The organism is Aquibium oceanicum (genome assembly GCF_001889605.1).
In the GTDB taxonomy this organism is placed as follows: Bacteria; Pseudomonadota; Alphaproteobacteria; order Rhizobiales; family Rhizobiaceae; genus Aquibium; species Aquibium oceanicum.
Genome location: NZ_CP018171.1, coordinates 4,658,242 through 4,682,500, shown reverse-complemented (window position 1 = coordinate 4,682,500; position 24,259 = coordinate 4,658,242). Strand labels below are relative to the sequence as shown.

General features: G+C 65.9%; 17 protein-coding genes, 1 tRNA gene and 2 rRNA genes (1 of these 20 cut by a window edge). 17 read left to right on the top strand and 3 right to left on the bottom strand.

Annotated elements, in window-relative coordinates; translation table 11 throughout:
* The 3 genes from BSQ44_RS22825 to BSQ44_RS22815 form a co-directional block, all read left to right on the top strand.
* Positions 1–2,091, top strand: a 23S ribosomal RNA gene (locus BSQ44_RS22825) (it extends 813 nt beyond the left edge of the window).
* A 275-nt stretch (positions 2,092–2,366) separates the two neighbouring features.
* A 5S ribosomal RNA gene (gene rrf / locus BSQ44_RS22820) occupies positions 2,367–2,481 on the top strand.
* A 227-nt stretch (positions 2,482–2,708) separates the two neighbouring features.
* Positions 2,709–2,785, top strand: a tRNA-Met gene (locus BSQ44_RS22815).
* Between the two features lie 181 nt (positions 2,786–2,966).
* Here the strand turns inward: BSQ44_RS22815 and BSQ44_RS22810 are convergent.
* From BSQ44_RS22810 to BSQ44_RS22800, 3 genes are read right to left on the bottom strand one after another with little or no spacing between them, the layout of a single operon-like run.
* On the bottom strand, positions 2,967–4,259 hold the full coding sequence (locus tag BSQ44_RS22810; protein WP_235633293.1) for a sensor histidine kinase: 1,293 nt from the start codon (positions 4,257–4,259) through the stop codon (positions 2,967–2,969).
* Positions 4,256–4,957, bottom strand: coding sequence for a response regulator (locus tag BSQ44_RS22805; protein ID WP_072607356.1), 702 nt, complete (start codon positions 4,955–4,957; stop codon positions 4,256–4,258). The genes BSQ44_RS22810 and BSQ44_RS22805 overlap by 4 nt, the downstream gene beginning before the upstream one ends.
* 34 nt (positions 4,958–4,991) lie before the next feature.
* Positions 4,992–5,540 carry a Spy/CpxP family protein refolding chaperone gene (locus BSQ44_RS22800; RefSeq protein ID WP_072607355.1) on the bottom strand — a complete coding sequence of 183 codons (549 nt, stop codon included), beginning with the start codon at positions 5,538–5,540 and terminating at the stop codon, positions 4,992–4,994.
* Positions 5,541–5,862: 322 nt separating this feature from the next.
* Between BSQ44_RS22800 and BSQ44_RS22795 the strand changes: the two genes are divergently transcribed.
* From BSQ44_RS22795 to BSQ44_RS22725, 14 genes are all read left to right on the top strand, one after another.
* Positions 5,863–6,576 carry an MBL fold metallo-hydrolase gene (locus BSQ44_RS22795; protein WP_072608232.1) on the top strand — a complete coding sequence of 238 codons (714 nt, stop codon included), beginning with the start codon at positions 5,863–5,865 and terminating at the stop codon, positions 6,574–6,576.
* An 82-nt stretch (positions 6,577–6,658) separates the two neighbouring features.
* The gene (locus BSQ44_RS22790) at positions 6,659–7,564 is read left to right on the top strand and encodes an alpha/beta fold hydrolase (RefSeq protein WP_072607354.1); all 906 of its coding nucleotides are present in this window, start codon (positions 6,659–6,661) and stop codon (positions 7,562–7,564) included.
* A gap of 101 nt (positions 7,565–7,665) precedes the next feature.
* Positions 7,666–8,289 (top strand): LysE family translocator, encoded by a 624-nt coding sequence (locus BSQ44_RS22785; RefSeq protein WP_072607353.1) that lies wholly within the window; start codon positions 7,666–7,668, stop codon positions 8,287–8,289.
* A gap of 7 nt (positions 8,290–8,296) precedes the next feature.
* A complete protein-coding gene (locus BSQ44_RS22780; protein WP_072607352.1) occupies positions 8,297–9,634 on the top strand; it encodes a tetratricopeptide repeat protein in 1,338 nt (445 codons plus the stop codon).
* 168 nt (positions 9,635–9,802) lie between these two features.
* Entirely contained in the window at positions 9,803–11,257 is a 1,455-nt protein-coding gene (gene xylB / locus BSQ44_RS22775) for a xylulokinase (RefSeq protein ID WP_072607351.1), read from the top strand.
* Positions 11,254–12,579: a xylose isomerase gene (xylA, locus tag BSQ44_RS22770; protein ID WP_072607350.1), complete on the top strand. Its 1,326-nt coding sequence runs from the start codon at positions 11,254–11,256 to the stop codon at positions 12,577–12,579. The genes xylB and xylA overlap by 4 nt, the downstream gene beginning before the upstream one ends.
* Positions 12,580–12,706: 127 nt before the next feature.
* The gene (gene ppk2, locus BSQ44_RS22765; protein ID WP_072607349.1) at positions 12,707–13,627 is read left to right on the top strand and encodes a polyphosphate kinase 2; all 921 of its coding nucleotides are present in this window, start codon (positions 12,707–12,709) and stop codon (positions 13,625–13,627) included.
* A 106-nt stretch (positions 13,628–13,733) separates the two neighbouring features.
* Entirely contained in the window at positions 13,734–14,936 is a 1,203-nt protein-coding gene (gene uxuA, locus BSQ44_RS22760) for a mannonate dehydratase (protein ID WP_072607348.1), read from the top strand.
* Positions 14,937–15,257: 321 nt separating this feature from the next.
* Positions 15,258–16,739 carry a mannitol dehydrogenase family protein gene (locus BSQ44_RS22750; protein WP_072607346.1) on the top strand — a complete coding sequence of 494 codons (1,482 nt, stop codon included), beginning with the start codon at positions 15,258–15,260 and terminating at the stop codon, positions 16,737–16,739.
* A gap of 220 nt (positions 16,740–16,959) precedes the next feature.
* Positions 16,960–18,231, top strand: coding sequence for an ABC transporter substrate-binding protein (locus BSQ44_RS22745; protein WP_072607345.1), 1,272 nt, complete (start codon positions 16,960–16,962; stop codon positions 18,229–18,231).
* A 155-nt stretch (positions 18,232–18,386) separates the two neighbouring features.
* Positions 18,387–19,310, top strand: coding sequence for a carbohydrate ABC transporter permease (locus BSQ44_RS22740; RefSeq protein WP_072608231.1), 924 nt, complete (start codon positions 18,387–18,389; stop codon positions 19,308–19,310).
* A 1-nt stretch (position 19,311) separates the two neighbouring features.
* On the top strand, positions 19,312–20,364 hold the full coding sequence (locus tag BSQ44_RS22735) for a carbohydrate ABC transporter permease (protein WP_072607344.1): 1,053 nt from the start codon (positions 19,312–19,314) through the stop codon (positions 20,362–20,364).
* Complete coding sequence (locus tag BSQ44_RS22730) at positions 20,364–21,467, top strand: ABC transporter ATP-binding protein (RefSeq protein ID WP_072607343.1); 1,104 nt, start codon at positions 20,364–20,366, stop codon at positions 21,465–21,467. The genes BSQ44_RS22735 and BSQ44_RS22730 overlap by 1 nt, the downstream gene beginning before the upstream one ends.
* 6 nt (positions 21,468–21,473) lie before the next feature.
* On the top strand, positions 21,474–23,831 hold the full coding sequence (locus tag BSQ44_RS22725) for a glycoside hydrolase family 31 protein (protein WP_072607342.1): 2,358 nt from the start codon (positions 21,474–21,476) through the stop codon (positions 23,829–23,831).
* Positions 23,832–24,259: the final 428 nt, after the last annotated feature.

Below are 24,259 nucleotides of genomic sequence, written 5' to 3'. Positions count from 1 at the left end.
TTAGACCCGAAACCGAGTGATCTAGCCATGAGCAGGCTGAAGGTACGGTAACACGTACTGGAGGGCCGAACCCATATCTGTTGCAATAGATCGGGATGACTTGTGGCTAGGGGTGAAAGGCCAATCAAACTCGGAAATAGCTGGTTCTCCGCGAAATCTATTTAGGTAGAGCGTCGACCGAATACCCCGGGGGTAGAGCACTGGATGGGCTAGGGGGACTCACCGTCTTACCAAACCTAACCAAACTCCGAATACCCGGGAGTACTAGTCGGCAGACACACGGCGGGTGCTAACGTCCGTCGTGAAGAGGGAAACAACCCTGACCGACAGCTAAGGTCCCCAAGTCATGGCTAAGTGGGAAAGGATGTGAGGATCCCAAAACAACCAGGATGTTGGCTTAGAAGCAGCCATCATTTAAAGAAAGCGTAACAGCTCACTGGTCTAAATAAGGGTCTTTGCGCCGAAAATGTAACGGGGCTAAAGCCATGCACCGAAGCTTCGGGTTTGCAGCAATGCAAGCGGTAGCGGAGCGTTCCGTAGGCCGATGAAGCGGCACCTGTGAGGGGCCGTGGAGGTATCGGAAGTGCGAATGCTGACATGAGTAACGATAAAGCGGGTGAGAGACCCGCTCGCCGAAAGTCCAAGGGTTCCTGCTTAAAGTTAATCTGAGCAGGGTTAGCCGGCCCCTAAGGCGAGGCCGAAAGGCGTAGTCGATGGGAACCACGTCAATATTCGTGGGCCTGGAGGTAGTGACGGATTGCGTGTGTCGTTCGACCTTATCGGATTGGTCGGGCGTCGAAGCGGTCCCGGGAAATAGCTCCTCCGTATAGACCGTACCCGAAACCGACACAGGTGGACTGGTAGAGCATACCAAGGCGCTTGAGAGAACTCTGCTGAAGGAACTCGGCAAATTGCACGCGTAACTTCGGAAGAAGCGTGACCCCTTTGCACGCAAGTGTATGGGGTGGCACAGACCAGGGGGTAGCGACTGTTTATCAAAAACACAGGGCTCTGCGAAGTCGCAAGACGACGTATAGGGTCTGACGCCTGCCCGGTGCTGGAAGGTTAAGAGGAGAGGTGCAAGCTTTGAATCGAAGCCCAGTAAACGGCGGCCGTAACTATAACGGTCCTAAGGTAGCGAAATTCCTTGTCGGGTAAGTTCCGACCTGCACGAATGGCGTAACGACTTCCCCGCTGTCTCCAGCAGAGACTCAGTGAAATTGAATTCCCCGTGAAGATGCGGGGTTCCTGCGGTTAGACGGAAAGACCCCGTGCACCTTTACTATAGCTTTACACTGGCATTCGTCTTCGCATGTGTAGGATAGGTGGTAGACTTTGAAGCGCGGGCGCCAGCCTGCGTGGAGTCACCCTTGAAATACCACCCTTGTGGATATGGATGTCTAACCGCGGCCCGTCATCCGGGTCCGGGACAGTGTATGGTGGGTAGTTTGACTGGGGCGGTCGCCTCCTAAAGAGTAACGGAGGCGCGCGATGGTGGGCTCAGACCGGTCGGAAATCGGTCGTCGAGTGCAATGGCATAAGCCTGCCTGACTGCGAGACAGACAAGTCGAGCAGAGACGAAAGTCGGTCATAGTGATCCGGTGGTCCCGCGTGGAAGGGCCATCGCTCAACGGATAAAAGGTACGCCGGGATAACAGGCTGATGACCCCAAGAGTCCATATCGACGGGGTTGTTTGGCACCTCGATGTCGACTCATCGCATCCTGGGGCTGGAGCAGGTCCCAAGGGTATGGCTGTTCGCCATTTAAAGCGGTACGTGAGTTGGGTTCAGAACGTCGTGAGACAGTTCGGTCCCTATCTGCCGTGGGTGTAGGAATATTGAGAGGATCTGTCCCTAGTACGAGAGGACCGGGATGGACGTATCTCTGGTGGACCTGTTGTGGCGCCAGCCGCATAGCAGGGTAGCTATATACGGAACGGATAACCGCTGAAGGCATCTAAGCGGGAAACCGGCCTCAAAACGAGTATTCCCTATCAGAGCCGTGGAAGACCACCACGTCGATAGGCCGGGTGTGGAAGCGCAGCAATGTGTGAAGCTTACCGGTACTAATAGCTCGATCGGCTTGATCATTCTCATTACTTGTGCCCATCGCCGAAGGCGATGGTCGGTTTGTCCTCACGGATGAGCGCGGCTTCGCCGCCATCCTCCGGACGGGGCGGCGCATCGGCGCCGACGGCCAGTCGGCCTTGCGGGCTTCGCCCGGAAGGCCAGGGCTGCGCAAACCAGGCGGAAAAGACGAGGAACACGGACAAAGCGGCCGGGGCAGGGGCATTCCCTACTCCCCATTCGCTACTCCCTGCTCCCTCACCCCAGCTTCTCGAAAACTTTAGTGTGCGCTTTGTCGACCTGGTGGTCATGGCGGGGCGGCTGCACCCGTTCCCATTCCGAACACGGCCGTGAAACGCCCCAGCGCTGATGGTACTTCGTCTCAAGACGCGGGAGAGTAGGTCGCTGCCAGGTCTACAAATCGCACACCAAAAGCTTCTCACTTCACGATCACGCCGCACAAGCGGCCAAAAAGGCCGCCGCAAGCGGCCTTTCGTCATTCGCAAGACAGCCGATACCCGGCGATCGCAACCACGCGAACGCCACCCGCCCCGGACGCCGCCCCTCGAAGGAACGCACCGGCGCAGGCACCAGAAAAAGTCCGGGCTGTCCCCCGGCCGGCAAAACGCCGATATCCTTGACGCGGGGTGGAGCAGCCCGGTAGCTCGTCAGGCTCATAACCTGAAGGTCGTAGGTTCAAATCCTACCCCCGCAACCAAATCAACGCCGCCAATCAAACAAGATTGGCGGCGTTTCGATTCAAGGGGGTGACGGGGGGAAACGGCACAGAGGGCGGTAGTTGTCTGGAGCCGGCCAGCGGATTGATGAGACCTTCTGCCGCCGGCTTGCTCGTCGCACGACCGTCTCCCCTGGGTGCTCCGCCGCGAAGCCCTCAGTGATCAGTTCTCGGGTCCGCCGCGATCCGGAAACTCCACCACGAACCTCGCGCCTCCGTCTGCCGGCCGCTCGTGGCGGACTGTGCCGCCGTGGTGGCCGGCGATCTGGCGGACCAGGGAGAGGCCGAGGCCCCAGCCGCCGGCCGTCTCGCCGCGGCCCGAAGGCCGGTAGAACGGCTCGAAGACGCGCCGCCCTTCGCCTTCGGGAATGCCCTCACCGTGGTCGCGCACGCTGAAGAGGATCTTGCCGCCGGCGCGCGCCAGTTCGGCCGTCACAGGCGGCGCACCGTGGCGGAGCGCGTTCTGCATCAGGTTGCGCACCAGCCGCATCAGCAGGCGCGGATCGCCGTCGACGATAGCCGGCGTGCCCGACACCTCGATGCCGTTGCGCGCGCCTTCCTCCGAGGCCAGCGCCAGGAGGTCGACGGGCTCGACGTGATCGAGCCGGTCGGCATGGTCGAGGCGGCTTGCGAGCAGGATCTCCTCGACCAGGTCGTCGAGTTCGCCGAGGTTGCGCACGATCTCGGCCTTGCGCGCCTCGTCATGCGACTGTTCGTAGAGGTCGATCGCCATGCGCAGCCGGGCGAGCGGCGAGCGCAGCTCGTGGCTGGCATTGGCAAGCAGGGCCCGGTGCGCAGTGATCATGCGCTCGATATGGTCGGCAGCCCGGTTGAAGCTCTGCGCCACCGCTGCCACCTCGTCGGAGCCGCGTGCCGGCACGCGCGTCACCAGCGCGCCTTCGCCCCAGGCGTCGACGCCCTTGCGCAGCGCTTCCAGCCGACGCGTCAGGTGGCGCACCACCGGATAGGCGGCGAGCCCGATCACGCCGGCGATCATGACGAGATAGGCGAGCGGATTGCGGTTGCCCGGCCCGAGCGGACTCTCCATGCGGGCCGCCACGATGCGCCCGTCCGAGAGCCTCATGGTCATGCCATGATCGTCTTCGTCCGCGTCGTCCTCGTGATGCCTGTGCCCGCGCCATTCGCGGATCCTGTCAGGGAACGGATCGCCCGCCGATGCGACCAGCCGGCCTCGGCGGTCGTAGATCGCGAGGTCGGCGTCCAGGGCGCCGCCGAGGCGCATGAGCAGGGCGTCGAGTTCGGCCGGGCTCGCCTCCGGGGGCAGCATGGCGGCGATGAACTGGTCGCGGCGGCCGCGCCAGCCCCGGTCGTCCTCGTCGTGGCCGATCCATACGAAGGCCGCGCTGGCTATCGCCACCACTGCGAGGCTGGCGAGCAGTGTCAGGTAGATCTTGATGAAGAGGCTGTTGCGCCAGGAGAATGGGTTCAGCTTCACTGACCGTCGTCCTGGTAGCGCGCGAAGACGTAGCCGGAGCCGCGCACCGTCACGATGCGGCGCGGGTGTTTCGGGTCGTCCTCGATCGCGGCGCGGATGCGCGAGACGTGGACGTCGATCGAGCGGTCGAAGGCCTCCAGCTCCTCGCCGCGCACCATGTCCATCAGCTGCTCGCGCGACAGCGTCCGGCCGGCATGGCCGGCCAGCGCCACGAGGAGGTCGAACTGGTAGCTGGTCATGGCGCAGTCGCGCCCGTCGATGCGGGCCGAGCGCGAGGCCGGGTCGATTTCGAGGCGTCCGAAGCGCATGACGCGCGAGCCATTCGCGGCCGATCCGTTGCGCCGGCGCAGGATCGCCTTCAGCCGCGCCAAGAGTTCGCGGGGGTTGAACGGCTTGGGCAGGTAATCGTCGGCGCCGAGTTCCAGCCCCACGATGCGATCCGTCTCCTCGCCCTTGGCGGTAAGCATCAGGATTGGCACGTCGGATAGCTGGCGGATGCGCCGGCAGGTCTCGAAGCCGTCATGGTCGGGCAGCATGACGTCGAGGATGACGAGGTCCGGGGGACGGCGGGCGATGTCCGCCATGCCCTCGGTCGCCGTCGCGGCGGTGGAGACGCGGTAGCCATTGCCGGCCAGATATTCCGCCAGCATGGCGGAAAGGCGCGTGTCGTCGTCGACAATCAGAACCTGTTCCGCCATGCCCGTCTCTTCCTTCCGCCCATTCGCGACGTGCCTACCAGCGACCACGCCCGGAGCGGCGTTCCCCGACGTGCTCGGCGAGTTCGGCACGCTGTTCCGGCGTCAGGACTTCGGCCGCGTCGAGCAGCGCCTTCGTCATCTTCCGGGAGGCCTCGTCGAGTGCGGCGATGCGTTCGCTGCGCAGCTTCTCGGCCGCCTCGCGGTCGATCTCGGAAGCGCTCAGGAGTTCGAGCACCTCGCCGCGCGTGTTGCGGAAGTCGATCGCGGTCGAGCGGATGTCGCCGCGGACGCCATCGAAGATCTCCCAGATCTTCTTCTCCTGTTCGGCCGTCGCGTCGATCTCGTCCAGCATGTTGCCCATTCCACCGTGCATGAACCCCATGCCTCCCATCCGTCCGTGCATGCCGGAGCCATGGCGCGGGCCCCAGCCGTCGTCGCCCCAGCCGCCGTCCGCCTGCGCGTTCACCAGTCCCGCGCCCGCGATGACGGCCACTGCGAGCCCGCCGACGGCAAGGCCGCGCCGCCATCCCGACGACATGCCCGAGCCTTCCTGCGTGTCGTTCCTGTCGATCTCGTTTTCCATCTCACAATCCTTTTTCGGGACGACGACCGTCGCCGTCCATGGTCGGAGACTAGCCGCGCAACGTTTCCGCGATTGCGGGCGAATGTAAAGTTGTGTGAAGCTCGGCTCGCCTGCGGGAGCGTCAGAAAAAAGGCCGGATCCGCGAAGGACCCGGCCAGGTTGGAGTGCCAAGAAGGGCAAAACCTCCAGAGGGGAACACCCGCCGGACAACGGGAGGAGATGCGCCCGGCGAGTGGTTTGAAAATGGTCATTGGACATTCGTTTAACAAGTGTACAAAGCCTGCAAACGAATGGTCCAGCCGCCGCAAGGGACACGATGCTGATGCCGCCATGGTTCGCGAAACGCCAGCTGACGCCCGGTCTGACGCTCTTCACCGAGCCGGCGGTGCACGATTACTTCCGCGCCAACGTCTACTTTCTCGAAGGCAGGGATTGCGACGTCCTGGTCGACAGCGGCATGGGGCTCGCTCCGCTCGTCGCGCGGGTTCCGATCACCTGCGGCAAGCCGGTGATCGCGCTCGCCACCCACATCCATCTCGATCACGTCGGCGGCATGCACGAGTTTGAGGACAGGTGGGGCCCGGCGGCCTCGGCAGACGCCTTCGCCACCATGCCGGACGCGTCGACCTATGCCGACATGTTCCGCGGCTTTGCCGGCGGGGTCGAGCACCCGCCGCAGGAAGGGTGGGACCAGTCGGCTTATTCGTTGCGCCCGGCGCCCCTGACGCGACGCCTGGCCGAGGGCGACCAGGTCGATCTCGGCGACCGGCGCTTCGCGGTGCTGTCGCTGCCTGGCCATTCGCCGGATTCGATCGGGCTCCTGGACGAAACGGACGGTCTCTTCTTCAGCGGCGATGCCATCTATCCGGGCGGGCTGATCGACGACCTGCCGGATTCCGACCCGGACACGTATCGCGAGACCATGCGCCGCATTCTCGACCTGCCGGTGCGGATCGCGCATGGCGGGCATGGCGAGAGCATGTCGCCGGCAGAGATGGCGGCGATCGCGCGAGGGTATCTCGACGGCGGGAACTGAGACGCGAAGCCACGTTGCCGACATGTCAGGAGCGGGGAACCGGCCGATTGCCGTCCCCGCCGGGGCGGATTAGGCTCGCGCCATGTCCGATCTTTTTCCCGGCAGCCGCGAAATCCGCACAGAGGCCGATGGAGCGTCGCTTTTCGCGCGCGTAGGCGGCGAGGGGCCGCCGCTGCTCCTGCTGCACGGCTTTCCGCAGACGCACGTGATGTGGCACCCCGTCTATCAGGCTCTGTCGGAGCGGTTCACCTGCGTGATGATGGACCTGCGCGGCTATGGCCGTTCGTCCTGCCCGCCCAACGATGCCGGCAACCAGGCCTATTCCAAGCGCATGATGGCGAAGGATGCGGTTGCGGTGATGGCCTCGCTCGGCTTCGACCGCTTCGCTGTCGCCGGCCACGACCGCGGCGGACGCGTCGCCTACCGCCTCGCGCTCGACCATCCGAAATCGACGACGGCGCTGGTGGTGCTCGACATCGTCCCGACCGCGGTCATGTGGCGAGCTATGAGCGTAGCCTTCGCCATGAACGCCTACCACTGGTTCATGCTCGCCCAGCCCGAGCCGCTGCCCGAAAGGCTGATCTGCGGCGATCCGGAGGGCTTTCTCGACTACACGATCGCGAGCTGGACGCGTTCGAAGGATCTTTCGGCCTTCCATCCGGATGCGCTCGCCGACTACCGTGCGTGCTTCGCAGATGCGGCCCACGTCCACGGCGCCTGCAACGACTACCGCGCCGGCGCGACCATCGACCGCGAGATCGACGAGGCAGACATAGCGGCCGGGAGCAGCATCGCCTGCCCGACGCTAGCGCTCTGGGGTGACGAGGGGTTTCCGGCGCAAGCCTCGACGCCGCTCGATGCCTGGCGCGACTGGTGCGTCTCGGTTGAAGGAAAGGGTGTCCAGGCCGGGCATTTCATCGTGGAGGAAAATCCCCGCGAGACCCTCGACGCGATGCTGCCGTTCCTGGAAAAGCACGCGAAGGGCTGACCCGGTCGTCCGGGCGACCGACGACCGAAGTAGGTGTTCTTTTCCGCTGGACAGCCTTGCGCGGCTGTGGATTGCTTTCGGCTTCACCGGAGCGTTCGCCGATGTCCTTCGAAACCTGGCTCGCCTTCGTCGCCGCGTCCGCGGTGCTGCTCGTCATTCCCGGGCCGACGATCCTGCTCGTCGTCTCCTACGCGCTGGGGCAGGGGTGGCGCACCGCCCTGCCGATGGCAGCCGGCGTGGCGCTCGGCGACTTCACCGCGATGACGCTTTCCATGCTCGGCATCGGGGCACTGCTGATGGCGTCGGCCACCGTCTTCACGGTGCTCAAGTGGATCGGCGCCGCCTATCTGGTCTGGCTCGGCATCAAGCTCTTCCGGGCCGGCGGCAGGCTCGACGCCAGCCCGCGCACCGACAGCGTCTCGTCCGTGCGCATGCTCTCGCATGCCTGGCTGGTCACGGCGCTGAACCCCAAGAGCATCACCTTCTTCGTGGCCTTCCTGCCGCAGTTCATCGACCGGCACGGCGATTTCCTCGCGCAGATGGTCATCTTCGAGACGACCTTCCTCTGCCTCGCTTTCGCCAACGCCTTCGGCTACGCCTTGGTGGCGTCGCGGGCGCGCAACGCGATCCGCAATCCGAAGATCGTCTCCGCCTTCAACCGGACCGGTGGAGCGCTGCTGATCGGGGCGGGCGTGGCGACGGTTGCCGTCCGGACGGGAAACTGAGGGTTTCATGACCATGCACGACCGGTTGGGATTTGCCCTCTCGGGGGCCGACACGGCGAGCGCGGAACGCTACGAGGCCGGGCTGTCCGGACTTCAGCGTTTCGTGGGCGACCCGGTCGCCCATGCCGACGCGGCGATCGCGCAGAGCCCGGGCTTCGTCATGGCGCATGTGCTGAAGGGCTGGCTCTTCGGGCTCGCCACCGATCCGGCCGCCACCGCGGCGGCGCGCGACATCCATGCGGCGGTGGCAGCGCTGCCTGCCAATGCACGCGAACAAGGCCATGTCGCCGCGCTCGGCGCCCTGGTTGACGGGCACTGGCACCGGGCGTCCGAGATTTTGGAAGACCTGACGCTCGAGCATCCGCGCGACGCGCTTGCCCTGCAGGCCGGCCACCAGATCGATTTCTTCACCGGCAATGCCCGCATGCTGCGCGACCGCATCGCACGCGCGGTGCCGGAATGGGACGAGGCCATGCCGGGCTACCACGCCATCCTGTCGGCCTATGCCTTCGGGCTGGAGGAGACCGGGGATTATGCCCGCGCCGAGGCAGTCGGGCGCCGCGCGGTGGAACTCGAGCCGCGCGACGGCTGGGGCCAGCACGCGGTGGCACACGTCATGGAGATGCAGAGCCGCCAGCAAGACGGCATCGCCTGGATGCGCAACGACCCGGACCGCTGGTCGACGGACAGCCTAATGAAGGTCCACAACTGGTGGCACCTGTCGCTCTTCCATTACGATCTCGGTGACCACGACGAGATGCTGGCGCTCTACGATGGTCCGGTCGAGGGCGGTCAGTCGAGTTTCGTGCTCAACATGGTCGACGCCTCCGCGCTGCTGTGGCGGCTTTACCTGCGCGGCGTCGATGCCGGCAGGCGCTGGGCGCGGCTGGCGGACCTCTGGGCGCCCTTCGCCACCGCGGGCAACTATGCCTTCAACGACGCACACGCGATGATGGCCTTTGTGGGCGCGGGGCGCTCCGATCTCGCCGATACCCTCCTGCGGGCGCAGGAGGAGGCGGTTTCGCGCGGCGACGACAACGCGTCCTTCACGCGCGACGTGGGTCTGCCGGCGGCGCGGGCGATCAAGGCCTTCGGCGACGGCGATTTCGCCACCACCGTTCGCCTGCTGAAGCCGCTGCGCGGCCTGGCGCACCGCTTCGGCGGCAGCCATGCCCAGCGCGACGTGCTCGACCTGACGCTGATCGAGGCTGCGTTGCGGTCGGGCAACCGTCCGCTCGCCGTGGCGCTCGCCTCTGAGCGGAAGGAACTGCGGCCCGACAGTCCGCTGTCGCAGCTCTTCGCCAGCCGGGCCGAGGACATGGCCACTCCCGCGCTGTCGCGCTGAATTATTCCGACGGACGAAAAAAATCTTCGCGGTTGGCCGGAATCCCGGTTTTCAGCGGGGCGTTTTTTGCTATGAGTAACGTGCCGGCTCACTCTGGTCCGACCAGATCCACGGGCCGGCGAGGGAGATGCGGCGCGTCGGCAAGAAGCGCGCCGGGAGGAGAAACGCATGTATCTCGGGCTCGACCTCGGAACGTCGGGGGTCAAGGCGCTCCTCATCGACGCCGATCAGCGCATCCTCGCCTCAGCGACCGGCGCGCTCGACGTATCGCGGCCGCATTCGGGCTGGTCCGAGCAGGACGCTGCCGCCTGGATCCGCGCTACCCAGGAAGCGGTCGGCGCGCTCAAGGCCTCGCACGGGCGCGACCTCGCTGCCGTCAGGGGCATCGGCCTGTCTGGCCAGATGCATGGCGCGACGCTGCTCGATGCCGCCGACCAGCCGTTGCGCCCCTGCATCCTATGGAACGACACGCGCAGCCACGAACAGGCGGCGCGGCTCGACGCCGACCCGCGCTTTCGCGAGATCACCGGCAACATCGTCTTCCCCGGCTTCACCGCGCCGAAGCTCGTCTGGGTGAAGGACAACGAGCCGGACATTTTTGGCAAGGTCGCAAAGGTGCTGTTGCCGAAGGACTATCTGCGCCTCTGGCTCACCGGCGAGCACATTTCCGAGATGTCGGACTCGGCCGGCACCGCCTGGCTCGATGTCGCGCAGCGCAGATGGTCTGGCGAACTCCTCGCCGCGACCGGGCTCGACGAGAGCCACATGCCCGGGCTCGTCGAAGGCACTGCACCCGGCGGCACGCTGCGCGGCAAACTCGCCTCCGAATGGGGCATGGGCGGCGGCGTGGTCGTGGCGGGAGGCGCCGGCGACAACGCGGCTTCGGCCTGCGGCATGGGCACGGTCGGGCACGGCCATGCGTTCGTGTCGCTCGGCACCTCGGGCGTGCTCTTCGCGGCCACCGATGCCTACCTGCCCAACCCGGCAAGCGCGGTCCACACTTTCTGCCACGCGCTGCCGGACACCTGGCACCAGATGGGCGTGATCCTGTCGGCGACGGATTCGCTCAATTGGCTTTCGGGCGTCACCGGGAAAAGTGCCGGCGACCTGACGCAGCAACTCGGCGACGACCTCAAGGCGCCGACGGGCGTCACCTTCCTTCCCTACCTCTCGGGCGAGCGGACGCCGCACAACGACGCTGCGATCCGCGGCGCCTTCGTCGGTCTCGGGCACCAGTCCGGTCAGAAGGAGCTGACCCAGGCGGTGGTCGAGGGCGTCACATTCGCGCTGCGCGACAATCTCGAGGCGCTGAAAGCCGCCGGGACCACGCTCGATCGCGTCACCGCCATCGGCGGCGGATCGCGCTCGCGCTACTGGCTGAAATCGATCGCCACGGCGCTCGGCGTTCCGGTGGACTTGCCGGCCGACGGTGATTTCGGCGCCGCTTTCGGGGCGGCACGACTCGGGCTGATCGCGGCCACCGGCGCCGATCCGGTCGCCGTCTGCACCGCGCCGGACACGGCCGAGACCATCGAGCCCGACGGCGGCCTCGCCGACGCCTATGCGGAAGCCTACGGGCGCTTCCGCGCGCTTTATCCTGCCATCAAGGGAGTTACGCCATGAGCACCGGTTTCTTCGGCGACGTCGCCAAAATCGAATTCGAGGGGCCGGACAGCACCAATCCGCTCGCCTACCGCTTCTACGACAAGGACGAAGTGGTGATGGGCAAGCGCATGGAAGACCATTTGCGCTTCTCCGTCGCCTACTGGCACTCCTTCGCCTGGCCCGGCGGCGACCCCTTCGGCGGCCAGACGTTCGAGCGGCCGTGGTTTCCGCAGGCCGGCGGCACGGACACGATGGACCTCGCGCGGCTCAAGGCCGACGTCGCCTTCGAGATGTTCTCCGCGCTCGGTACCCCATTCTTCTGCTTCCACGACGCCGACGTGCGGCCGGAGGGCGAGACGTTGAAGGAGAGCATCGCGCGGCTCGACGAGATCGCCGACTATTTCGGCGGCAAAATGGAGGAGACCGGCGTCAAGCTGCTCTGGGGCACGGCCAACCTCTTCTCGCACCGCCGCTACATGGCGGGTGCCGCGACCAATCCCGATCCGGACGTCTTCGCCTACGCCGCCGCGACGGTGAAGAGCTGCATCGACGTCACCAAGCGCCTCGACGGCCAGAACTATGTGCTGTGGGGCGGCCGCGAAGGCTACGAGACGCTGCTCAACACCGACCTGAAGCGCGAGATGGAGCAGGCCGGCCGCTTCCTGGCGATGGTCGTCGACTACAAGCACAAGATCGGCTTCGAGGGCACGATCCTCATCGAGCCGAAGCCGCAGGAGCCGACCAAGCACCAGTACGACTACGACGTGGCGACAGTCTATGGATTCCTGCGCAAGTTCGGGCTGGAGAACGAGGTCAAGGTCAACATCGAGCAGGGCCACGCGATCCTGGCCGGGCACTCGTTCGAGCACGAGCTGGCGATGGCCAATGCGCTCGGCATCTTCGGCTCCATCGACATGAACCGCAACGACTACCAGTCGGGCTGGGACACTGACCAGTTCCCCAACAACGTGCCGGAGATGGCGCTCGCCTTCTACCAGATCCTGGAAGGCGGCGGCTTCACGACAGGCGGTACCAATTTCGACGCCAAGCTGCGCCGCCAGTCGCTCGACCCGCAGGACCTGCTGCACGCCCATATCGGCGGCATGGACTGCTGCGCTCGCGGCCTCAAGGCCGCCGCCAGGATGATCGAGGACAAGGCACTGTCGGGTCCGCTCGAGGAGCGCTACGCCGGCTGGAAGTCCGGCGAGGCGAAGGCGATGCTGTCGGGCAACGGCACGCTGGAGCAGATTTCCGAGCACGTTCTGTCGAACGGCATCGAGCCGCAGCCGAAGTCGGGCCGGCAGGAGTATCTGGAGAACATCGTCAACCGCTACGTCTGACGCTTCCGCGCCCCTTTCCAGGCGCCCGCGGTCCGCTGCCGGATCGCGGGCGTTTGCAATAATTCCGTCATTGCCGCGACATATGGGTGACGACGCGATCGCAGAGAAACCGGGGCGGAGTGACGGGATGAACAGGGAAAACGGAGCGGCCGACGGCCTCGACTGGCTGGAGGCGGAACTCGCCGACACGATCGACGAGGATTACGAGTTCGAACTCTCCGAGCCGGCGCTTTCGATGGAGATCCGCAAGATCTACCGCAAGGCGCATCCCGACACGATCGAGCGCCAGACCTATTTCCGCGAGCTGATCCGGCTCCAGTCGGAACTGATCAAGCTGCAGGACTGGGTCGCCCATACCAAGGAGAAGATCGTCGTCCTTTTCGAGGGCCGCGATTCGGCCGGCAAGGGCGGTGTCATCAAGCGCATAACCCAGAGGCTCAATCCGCGCATCGCCCGCGTCGTTGCGCTGCCCGCGCCGTCGGACCGCGAGAAGACGCAGTGGTATTTCCAGCGGTACGTGCCGCATCTGCCGGCCGGCGGCGAGATCGTGCTGTTCGACCGCTCCTGGTACAACCGCGCCGGCGTGGAACGCGTCATGGGCTTCGCCACGCCCGACGAGGTGGAACAGTTCTTCGACGACGTTCCCGAATTCGAGCGCATGCTGGTGCGGTCGGGCATCCGACTGGTCAAATATTGGTTCTCTATCACCGATGAGGAGCAGCAGATGCGGTTCCTGATGCGCATCCACGACCCGATGAAGCAGTGGAAGCTGTCGCCGATGGACCTCCAGTCGCGCGTGCGCTGGGAGGCCTACACCAAGGCCAAGGAGGAAATGTTCGCGCGCACGAACATTCCCGAGGCGCCGTGGTACATCGTGGAGGGCAACGACAAGAAGCGGGCGCGGCTGAACTGCATGGACCATTTGCTCGGCCTCGTTCCCTACGAGCCGGTCCCGCACGAGGAGATCACGCTGCCGGACCGGGTGTTCAACCCGAACTACGAGCGCGCCACCCTGCCGCCGGAGCTCTACGTGCCTAAGAAGTACTGACGCCGCGCGCTTACATATCCACGCCGGAAGACGGGCCGGAATCGCCGTCCCCATTGCACTTGCCGGGCAAAAACCCGATACATGCTTGCGCTTGCGGGGAGGTTCGATGCGGCAGACGTGGCGGTGGTTCGGTCCTAGGGACAAGGTGACGCTCTCCGATGCGCGCCAGGCGGGCGTCGAGGGCATCGTCACCGCGCTTCATCATGTCCCGACCGGCGAGATCTGGCGGCCCGAGGAGATCGAGAAGCGGCAGCGCGAGGTGGCGTTTGCCGGCGACGGCTCGATGAACCACCTGAAGTGGGAGGTTGTGGAAAGCCTACCCGTCTCCGAGGCGATCAAGACCCAGACCGGCGACTGGCGCGCCCATATCGTGCACTACCGCCGCAGCCTCGAAAACCTGGCGCGAGCAGGTATCGAGGTGATCTGCTACAACTTCATGCCGGTGCTTGACTGGACGCGCACCGACCTCGCCTGGCCGGTGGCGCATGGCGGAAAGGCGATGCGCTTCGACCTTTTCGACTTCGCCGCCTTCGACATCCACATCCTCAAGCGCTCCGGCGCGGCGGAAGATTTTTTGCCGGAAGTGGCGGCGGAAGGCGAAAAGCGCTTCCGCGCCATGAGCGAGGACCGCAGAAAAGAACTCGCCGCCAACGTCACTGCGGGTCTGCCCGGCGCGGTCGAAAGCTGGTCGCTGCCCGAACTCCAGGAGCATCTTTCGACCTATGACGGCATCAGCCCCGACAGGCTGCGCAAGAACCTGATCGACTTCCTGGCTGAGGTCGCGCCGGACGCGGAGCGGCTGGGGCTCAGGCTCTGCTGCCATCCCGACGACCCGCCATTCCCGCTGCTCGGCCTGCCGCGCATCATGTCGCGAGAGGCGGACTATGTCGCCGTGCTCGACGCCGTCGACATCTCCGCCAACGGCGTCACCTTCTGCACCGGCTCGCTCGGCGCGCGTCCCGACAACGACCTGCCGGCGATGGTGCGGCGGCTGGCGCCGCGCATTCACTTCGTGCACCTGCGCAACGTGCGCCGCGACACGGAAGAGACGCCGTGCTCCTTCTTCGAGGACGAGCACCTTTCCGGCCAGACCGACATGGTCGCGGTGGTGGCCGCCCTCCTCGACGAGGAGAAGCGGCGGCGCGGCGAGGGCAGGGCGGACGCCGAAATCCCCATGCGGCCCGACCACGGCCAGGACATCCTCGACGATCTCCACCGCGGCGCCCAGCCCGGCTATCCCGCGATCGGCCGGCTGAAAGGCCTGGCGGAACTGCGCGGGGTGATGGCGGGGCTGAATTTTGGGCGGTGAAACTCTCATGACTCTTGCCGGCATCGCAAAGCACCCCCTCACCGACCCTTCGGGCCACCTCTCCCCCTGCCCGGGGGAGAGGAAAAGCGCCGCCCCAATCTCGCTCGTGCGCAAAGGCATTGGCGCGATGCCGAAGCTGCGTATCCTCTCCCCCGAGCAGGGGGAGAGGTGGCTCGCGAAGCGAGGCGGTGAGGGGGTGCTTTCTGCAGCCCACGAGTCATGCGAGATTCGTCCGCCGTTCGCGCAGGAAATGTCTGAACCCGACAGCCTTTTGAGACGTTGGGACAACCGGACTGCAAACCTGCACATGCGTTCCGCCCGATGACCACCCGCCTCTCCGTCGCATCGGACCTGCCCTCCACCGTCGCCACCCCCGCCTACGACCGCGCCGCCCTCAAATCCGGCATCGTCCATATCGGCACCGGCGCGTTCCACAAGGCGCATCAGGCGGTGTGCACGGACGATGCGCTCGGTGCCTCTGGCGGCGACTGGATGATCACCGGCGTCAGCCTGCGCTCCGGCGACGTCGCCGACGCCATGAACCCGCAGAACGGGCTATACACGCTTCTGGTGCGCGGTCCTGAAGGCGTCTCGGCGCGGGTGATCGGCTCCATCGCCAAAGTGCTGGTGGCGCCGCGGGAATCGGACGCGGTGCTGGCCGCGATGGCCGCACCCGAAACGCGGATCGTCAGCCTCACCATCACGGAGAAGGGTTACGGGCTCGACGGGCGCACCGGCGGTCTCGACCGGGGGCATCCGGCGATCGCCGCCGACCTGAGAGACCCTGAACACCCTGTCGGCGCGGTCGGCTACATCGTGGAGGCGCTGCGGCTGCGCAAGGAAAGCGGCCGGCCGGGCTTCTCGGTGCTGTGCTGCGACAACCTCCCCAGCAACGGCAAGGTCGTGAAGCGGCTGGTGCTGGAGTTCGCGCGCGAGCGCGACGTCGGTCTCGCCGCGTTCATCGAGGCCAATGTCAGCTTCCCATCCACGATGGTCGACCGCATCACGCCGGCCGGCACCGATACCACGCTCGCCGACGCGGCCCGCCTGACCGGCCAGGAGGATCGCGCGGCGGTGGAGACCGAGCCCTTCACGCAGTGGATCATCGAGGACGACTTCGTCGCCGGGCGCCCGGATTGGGAGGCCGGCGGCGCGCTGTTCGTGACGGACGTCGCGCCCTACGAGAAGATGAAGCTCCGGATGCTCAACGGCGCGCATTCCACGCTGGCCTATGCGGGTTACCTCGCCGGGCACAGCTACGTGCGCGACTGCATGAAGGATGCCGACCTCGTCACGGTCATTGAACGCCACATGGACGCGGCGGCGAAGACGCTCGATCCGGTGCCCGGCATCGACCTCGCGGACTATGCGCGGGACCTGAGGGAGCGCTTCGCCAACCCCGCCATCGCGCACCAGACCTATCAGATCGCCATGGACGGGACGCAGAAGCTGCCGCAGCGGCTGCTCGAGCCGGCCCTGGTGGCACAGGAACGCGGCCAGCCGATCGATGCCTATGCCTTCTCGGTCGCCGCCTGGATGCGCTATGCGACCGGCGTCAACGAGCGCGGGGAGACCTACCTCCTGCGCGACCCTCGCGAGGGCGAAATCTCCGGACGGATCGCCAGCGCGGGAGGGGACGCCGCGGCATTGGTCCGAGAACTGCTCGCGCTTCCCGGCCTGTTTCCCGAGAAGCTCGCCGCCTCTGGCGACTGGCGGGAAGCCCTCACCGGAAGGCTGGACCGAATGCTTTCCGAGGGCATGCGCGCCGCGATCTCAGCGGAAGCGGCTGCCATTCGTGGCTAGCGCCACGGCTTCCGCCGAACGTCTCGTAGGCTCTGGCCTTCATGGTCCTGTCATGAAAAGATGATCGTTCGAACCGCTCGCTTGGCGGAGCGGGGCGCCTGTTGCCCTGTCCTCGGGAGCGTTCGATTGACTCTTGTATAAGACACAAGATACGAATTTCGCAGCACCGAGACAGTCGGCCACACCGCCGAATGCGCCGATGCACCCCAGGGAGGAAGACATGAAAACCAGCCACCTGCTCTCCGGAATTGCTTTCGCAGCCATGTTCGCGGCCGTGCCCGTTTCGGCAGCCGAGCTGCGCTTCGCCTGCTATCAGGACGGCGTCGAATGCGACGCCTGGTCGGAAGCGTTCAAGACTTTCGAGAGCGAGAATCCCGGCACCACCGTCGCCGTAGACGTCGTGCCCTACAAGTCGATCGTGGAAGGCCTGCCGCTGCAACTCGCCTCAGGCGAAGGGCCGGACCTCGCCCGCGTCACCGATCTCGGGGGTCTCGCGCAGTACATGCTCGACGTGACGCCTTACGTCTCCGATGCCGCCAAGATCGAGGAGCAGTACGGCAAGACGCTGGCCTGGACCCGCGTCAACGGCCCGGACGACAAGGGCATCTACGCCATCATGGACCAGCAGACGGCGACCGGGCCTTTCGTGAACAAGACGTTGTTCGACCAGGCCGGCGTGGAAATGCCTGGCAAAGGCGCGACCTACGAGGACTGGGCCAAGGCCGCCAAGGAAGTCGCCGAAAAGACCCAGACGCCCTATCCGATGGCCATGGACCGCTCCGGCCACCGTTACATGGGTCCGGCCATCTCCTACGGTGCCAAGGTGTTCGACGACCAGGGCAACCCGATCACCGTCGACGACGGTTTCCGCGGCTGGTCGGAGCAGTTCGTCGAGTGGAACAACGATGGCACGGTGGCCAAGGAAGTCTGGGCCGGCGCCGGCGGATCGTCCTATCAGGACGCGGCCAAGGAATTCACCAACGGCTCGCTGGTGATGTACGTCTCCGGCTCCTGGCAGATCGGCCGCTTCGGCCGCGATATCGGCGACGCCTTCGACTGGGTGGCCGTGCCGGCACCCTGCGGTCCCGGCGGCTGCACCGGCATCCCCGGCGGTGCGGCGATCGCGGCTTTCAAGCACACCAAGTCGCCCGAGGAACTCGGCAAGCTGATCGAGTTCATCTCGCGCGAGGACGTGCAGGCCGAAGTGCTGGCCAAGACCAAGAACATCCCGGCCAACCAGTCGCTGCAGGTCAAGGGCATCGACTACGAGAACGCGTCGGAAGACGAGAAGGCGGCGCTGACGACCTTCGCCAGCGCGCTTTCCGAGTTCTCGCCCGTGGCCTTCCAGTTCCAGGGCTACAAGAACAACCGTGCGATCATGAACGCCATCGCCACGCGCGTCACGCAGGCGATCGTCGGCGAATCCACGCTGGACGAGGCGCTGGAGCGCGTTGACACGGACGTCAAGGAAGCGGTCGCGGCGGCGAAGTAACCGCCCAACCAAGCCATCGAAGCCTCCTTCTCCCCGCCAGCGGGGGGAAGGTCCCGCCGAGGAGACCGCCAGGCGATGGGACGGCCATGTTCGCACCGGTGACGGCAGGAGCCTCCTGGCTCTATCGCGGCGCCTTCGAGCTGTTCGAGCGGCCGATGCTGGCGCTCCAGAAGATGACCGGCGCGCAGAGGATCGCCTGGGTCTTCCTGTTCCCCAACCTGCTGATCTTCGGCCTCTTCACCTTCCTGCCAATCTTCCTGAACTTTTTCTACGCCACGACGGGCAGCGACCGTATCCTTCTTCCCGACCGTCCCTATGTGGGGCTCGAAAACTTCCAGTCGCTGCTCGCCTGCGAGAGCTATCTCGACCCCAACAGTTGCGCCCGCGACATCTTCTGGCGTGCGGTCCACAACACCGGCTGGTTCGTGATCCTGCAGGTGGGATTCATGATCCTGTTCTCGCTGGTCACCGCGATGGTGCTCAATCGCGACATCCCGCTGCGCGGGTTCTTCCGCTCCGTCTTCTTCTATCCGGTGCTGCTCTCGCCGGTCGTCGTGGCGCTGATCTGGAAATGGATCTTGCAGCGCTACGGCGTGCTCAACGCCGGCCTGGAAGCCTGGGAGCTTCCGGTGACCAACTGGCTGGTGGAGGCCGACTGGGCCTTCTTCTGGATCGTCTTCGTGTCGATCTGGGCGCACATGGGCTTCTACACGCTGATCCTGCTCGCCGGATTGCAGGCAATCCCCTCCGACGTCTACGAGGCGGCGGAGATGGATGGTGCCTCGAAGTGGCGGGTGTTTTCGAAGATCACCATGCCGCTCCTGATGCCGACCATGGTGGTGGTCATCGTGCTTTCGCTCATCCGCGCCGTGCAGGCTTTCGACGAGATATTCGTGCTGACCGGCGGCGGCCCCGGCTCGGCCACGACGCTGCTCTTGCAGTACATCTACGAGACCGGCTTCGCCTACCGCCCGCAACTCTTCGGCCTCGCCGCCGCTGCCTCGCTTTTGATGGCCGCCGTGCTTCTGGTGCTTACCCTGCTCCAACTCGCCGCGACGCGGCGGCAGGCGGAGGGATAGAATGAGCAACGTCCTCTCCTTCCTCACCCGCACGCGCGGACGCGGACGGTTCGACCTGACGGACTGGCTGACCTGGGGCTATCTGGCGCTGGCGGTGGTCCTGATGTTCGGGCCGGTGTTCTGGGTGGCGCTGTCGTCGTTCAAGACCGAATCCGCGCTCCAGGAATACCCGCCGAGCCTGCTGCCGCTGGCGCCCGTCAGCGTCACCGTCGAAGGCTACGAGGAGCCGCTGCAGCTCTTCAGGGTCACAGGCGGCGAGCGCGCGGGCGAGGTGCTGGCGCAGATCCGCCGCATCGGGCTCAATTCGCAGATGGTCGATCCGGAAAATCCGGGCGAGCGGATCAACGTCAACATCAACGACCGGGTGCCGGTGCGGGAGTTCGCGCTGGCGGCCGAGAACTACACGGTGCTGTTCGAGCGCTTCAACTTCGCGCTCTATTTCTGGAATTCGGTCTTCATCACCGTGGTGGCGACGATCATCACGGTGCTGTTCAACTCGATGGCCGCCTTCGCGCTCTCGAAATACCGCTTCCGGGGCCGCACCGCCGTCTTCATTCTCATCATCGCGACGCTGATGATCCCGCCCACGATCAACCTCGTACCGATCTTCCTCGTCGTGTCGGAGCTGGGGCTGGTGAACTCGCCCTGGGGCGTGATCTGGCCGGCCGTGGCGACGCCCACCGGCGTCTTCCTTCTGCGGCAATACATGCTCACCATCCCCGACGACCTGCTCGACGCGGCGCGGATGGACCACGCATCGGAATGGCGGGTCTACTGGCGCATCGTGCTGCCGCTCGCCGCCCCCGCGCTCGCCGTGCTCGTCATCTTCTCGGTCATGTGGCGCTGGAACGAGTTCCTGTGGCCGCTGATCGTGCTCAACCGGTCGGAGGAGTTCACGCTGCAACTCGCGCTGAACTCCTTCCAGGGCGATCTCCAGACCAGCTGGGCGCCGCTGCTCGCCATGACGGTGCTGACGCTCCTGCCGATCACGCTGGTCTTCGCCGTGCTGCAGAAATACATCACTGCGGGCATCGCGCAGTCGGGAGTGAAGTGATGGCCGTCGTCGAGCTCGACAATCTCGTCAAGGACTATGGCCAGGTGCGTGCCATCCACGGGGTCGACCTGAAAGTCGAGGACGGCGAGTTCTGCGTCTTCGTCGGGCCGTCGGGCTGCGGCAAGTCCACGTTGCTCAGGATGATCGCCGGGCTGGAGGACATCACCGGCGGCGAACTGAGGATCGACGGCCAGCGCGTCAACGAGCAGCGGGCCTCGGAGCGTGGGCTCGCCATGGTGTTCCAGACCTACGCGCTCTACCCGCACATGACGGTGCGCCAGAACCTCGCCTTCGGGCTCGAAAACATCCGCACGCCGAAGCCCGAGATCGAGACACGGGTGGCGGAGGCCGCGCGCATGCTGCAGATCGAGGCCTATCTCGACCGGCGGCCGAAGCAGCTTTCCGGTGGCCAGCGCCAGCGCGTGGCGATCGGGCGGGCGGTGGTGCGCGAGCCGCGCGTGTTCCTGTTCGACGAGCCGCTGTCGAACCTCGACGCGGAACTGCGCGTCACCATGCGCGGCGAGATCTCCGGCCTGCACCGGCGCCTCGGCAACACCATGATCTACGTCACGCACGACCAGGTCGAGGCCATGACCATGGCCGACAAGATCGTGGTGCTGCGCGACGGCCGCATCGAACAGGCGGGGTCTCCGCTCGACCTCTACAACACGCCGGCCAACGCCTTCGTCGCCGGCTTCATCGGCTCGCCGCGCATGAACTTCATCGACGTCACCGTGACCGACATAGACGCCGAGGGCGTCGGGCTGAAGGACGCCGCGGGCAACGCTTATCGCGCCGCGGTCTCGGGCGAGGTGCTGAAGACGGGCGAAGCCGTGCAGCTCGGCATCCGGCCCGACCATCTGGAGATCGGCGGCGGGGAGGGCAATCCCGTCACTGTTCATTCGGTGGAGCAGCTCGGCGGCGAGTCCTATCTCTACTGCGAGGCGGCCGACGGCACGAAGCTCACGGCGCACATTCCCGGCCAGACCGCGATCCGCCGCGGCGGCACAACCCACTTCGTCCTACGGCCAGAATTCACGCATCTCTTCCGGCAGTCGGACGGCGTCGCGCAGAAGCGGCTGGTGATCGGGGAGGCGGTGTAGCCCTCAATGTCTTTCATCTCTCTCGCAAAACCTCTCACGGTCGGGGCAGGCGGCCTCTCTGCCCCGCTCTCCTCCGGATTCACGCTGCGCATCGACGCGCTCGCCGGCTGGCTGCTGCGCATCGCGGTCGTGCCGGAAGGCGGGTTCGCCGTCGACCGCACCTGGATGATCGCGCCGGAAGGCGACGTGCCATGGTCCGGTCGCGACCGGCTTTCGACCGAGGGTTTCGAACCGCTCGCGGCGAGCGGCGAGGACCCGCACACGTTTCAGTTCGACGAGGATTGGCAGATCTCCATACAACCGTCCCCGCTGGCGCTGACCGTGCGCCGCCGCGAGGGTGACGAGTGGCGTACGGTGGTGGCAGATCGTCCCACTGGCGCCTACCAGTGGTTCGAGAAACGCGGCGTCTTCCGCCATTTCCACGCCCGCACGCTGGACGACCGGCACTACGGGCTCGGCGACAAGGCCGGGCCGCTCGACCACACTGGCAAGCGGCTCAGGTGCCTGCAGACTGATGCACTCGGCTACGATGCCGAGACCCAGGACCCGCTCTACAAGCACGCGCCCTTCGTCATCGCCGAAAGCGAGGCCGGCGGCGCGGCCGGGCTCCTCTACGACACGCTGTCGGAGATCACCTTCGACCTCGGCGCCGAGCACTCCAATTACCACCCGCACTACCGGCACGTGGACGTGCAGGAGAAGGGACTGGTCCTCTACGTCATCGCCGGGCCGAAGGTGCGCGACGTCGTGCCGAGGCTGATGCATCTCACCGGCCGGCCGCATTTCGCGCCGCGCTGGTCGATGGGCTTTTCCTTCACCACCATGCACCACGCCGACGCTCCCAATGCGCAGGAGGTGATCGCCGGCTTCGCCGAGCGTTGCCGCGCCGACGCGATCCCGATCAGCGCCATCCATTCCGGCTCGGGATACACCACGAAGGCCGATGGGCGCCGCTACGTCTTCACCTGGAACGAGGAGAAGTTTCCCGACCGCGCCGGCTTCTTTGGTCGCCTCGGCGAGCTCGGGTTCAACACCTGTGCCAACGTCAAGCCGGTGCTCCTGACCGAACATCCCGCCTATCCGCGGGCCGCGGCCGAGGGCTGGTTCATCCGCCGTGCCGATGGCCAGCCGGCGGTGGAGATGTTCTGGGGCGGCAAGGGCTCAAGCCTCGACTTCACCAACGAGACGACCATCGCCTGGTGGAAGGAAGGCATCACGGCGCAGGTGCTCGATGCCGGCTTCACGGCCGCGTGGAACGACAACAACGAATGCGAGCTGTGGGACGAGACGGCCACCGTCGACGGCTTCGGCGCTCCGCTTCCGGCGATCGAGGTCAGGCCGCTGCACGCGCTTTTGATGAGCCGCGCCACCTTCGAGGTCACGCTGGAGCGCGCGCCGGACAGGCGGCCCTACACCATCTCTCGCGCCGGGCCGATCGGCATCGCGCGCTATGGCGAGACGTGGTCTGGCGATAATCGCACGAGCTGGCACACGCTGAAATGGAACCTGCGCCAGGGCCTGTCGATGAGCCTGTCGGGCATGCCCTTCACCGGCCACGACATCGGCGGCTTCGACGGGCCGAAGGCCGGTCCGGAACTCCTTGTGCGCTGGGTCGAGATGATGTCGCTGCATCCGCGCGCGGTGATGAATTCGTGGAAGCCGCAGCTTACCGATCCGACCAATACGCCGTGGATGCACCCCGACGTCACGGACCGGGTGCGCGCCGCGCTGGCGCTGCGCTACCGGATGATGCCGCTTCTCTATTCGCTTGCGTTCCAAGCGCACCGCGACGGCACACCGGTGATCGCGCCCGCCTTCTACCATTTCGACGACGTCGAATGCCGGGCGGACGCGACCTGCTTCATGCTCGGACCGGACGTGCTGGTCGCGCCGGTGGTCGAGCAGGGCACCTATCACGCCCGCGTCTTCCTGCCGCGCACGCCGGGCGGCTGGCACGATTTCCATTCCGGCGAAGTGTTCGAAGGCGGCCAGGTGGCGCAGGTCGCCGCCCCGCTCGGCCAGTTGCCCGTGATGGTGCGCTCCGGCGCGATCCTGCCGCTCGCCACCCGATGGCCGGACACGGCCCCGCACGACGCCACGGCCGTCGACCTGACGCTGTTTGCCGGGGCGGAGGCGGGCACGAACGACACCGAGATCTTCTTCGACGACGGCCTCGGCTGGGGCTTTCGCGACCGGGACGCCTCTCTGGTCGCCTGCCGCGCGGAGTGGGACGCGCAGACAGCGCGGCTTTCGGCGGAAGAACGCTGGACCGGCAGAGGCCGCCCGGAGATAGCGCTCGCGGCAAGGGGGTTGGGAGAGCGGGAGCTGATAACCCTCCCCCTTGCGGGGAAGGTCGGACCGTAGGTCCGGGGTGAGTTGAACCGCGAAACGCGATCGCTCGGAAACGAGCTCCAGGTTCCGCATCCGCCCTAATCTCTTCTCCCAGCGATGTGCGCCATCTGTTCGCGGAATCCTCCCTGCAGTTGGGAGGGTGCGCGGGCGCGTTTCATCATCGCCACGCCCGCCTGAAGCGTCTGGCCATTGAAAAACCCTCCGCAGAAGGAAACGGTGCGCGCGCTGGCGGACGGTCCGACAGCGCTGTTTTTCTAGAACGATGCCCGTCAGACGCGCACCGCCGACGCTGCTGCCCCCCTCTGACTCACCCTGTGCTCGAAAGCCGTAGGTCGCCAGCGCAGGAGGGGCCGGGACCGTGGGGCCTTACCGAGGCAATCCCCGACCCCGCCAACCGGACGAGGCCAATCCCGCACGCCGCCTTCCCCCCCGGTCGGCCC

Coding starts and splice junctions, on each gene's coding strand:
- ppk2 (WP_072607349.1), top strand. CDS start 12,707: ATGAACAGGGAAAACGGAGCGGCCGACGGCCTCGACTGGCTGGAGGCG.
- BSQ44_RS22805 (WP_072607356.1), bottom strand. CDS start 4,957: ATGGCGGAACAGGTTCTGATTGTCGACGACGACACGCGCCTTTCCGCC.
- BSQ44_RS22800 (WP_072607355.1), bottom strand. CDS start 5,540: ATGGAAAACGAGATCGACAGGAACGACACGCAGGAAGGCTCGGGCATG.
- uxuA (WP_072607348.1), top strand. CDS start 13,734: ATGCGGCAGACGTGGCGGTGGTTCGGTCCTAGGGACAAGGTGACGCTC.
- BSQ44_RS22785 (WP_072607353.1), top strand. CDS start 7,666: ATGTCCTTCGAAACCTGGCTCGCCTTCGTCGCCGCGTCCGCGGTGCTG.
- BSQ44_RS22735 (WP_072607344.1), top strand. CDS start 19,312: ATGAGCAACGTCCTCTCCTTCCTCACCCGCACGCGCGGACGCGGACGG.
- xylB (WP_072607351.1), top strand. CDS start 9,803: ATGTATCTCGGGCTCGACCTCGGAACGTCGGGGGTCAAGGCGCTCCTC.
- BSQ44_RS22790 (WP_072607354.1), top strand. CDS start 6,659: ATGTCCGATCTTTTTCCCGGCAGCCGCGAAATCCGCACAGAGGCCGAT.
- BSQ44_RS22780 (WP_072607352.1), top strand. CDS start 8,297: ATGACCATGCACGACCGGTTGGGATTTGCCCTCTCGGGGGCCGACACG.
- BSQ44_RS22750 (WP_072607346.1), top strand. CDS start 15,258: ATGACCACCCGCCTCTCCGTCGCATCGGACCTGCCCTCCACCGTCGCC.
- BSQ44_RS22740 (WP_072608231.1), top strand. CDS start 18,387: ATGCTGGCGCTCCAGAAGATGACCGGCGCGCAGAGGATCGCCTGGGTC.
- BSQ44_RS22730 (WP_072607343.1), top strand. CDS start 20,364: ATGGCCGTCGTCGAGCTCGACAATCTCGTCAAGGACTATGGCCAGGTG.
- BSQ44_RS22725 (WP_072607342.1), top strand. CDS start 21,474: ATGTCTTTCATCTCTCTCGCAAAACCTCTCACGGTCGGGGCAGGCGGC.
- BSQ44_RS22745 (WP_072607345.1), top strand. CDS start 16,960: ATGAAAACCAGCCACCTGCTCTCCGGAATTGCTTTCGCAGCCATGTTC.
- BSQ44_RS22795 (WP_072608232.1), top strand. CDS start 5,863: ATGCCGCCATGGTTCGCGAAACGCCAGCTGACGCCCGGTCTGACGCTC.
- xylA (WP_072607350.1), top strand. CDS start 11,254: ATGAGCACCGGTTTCTTCGGCGACGTCGCCAAAATCGAATTCGAGGGG.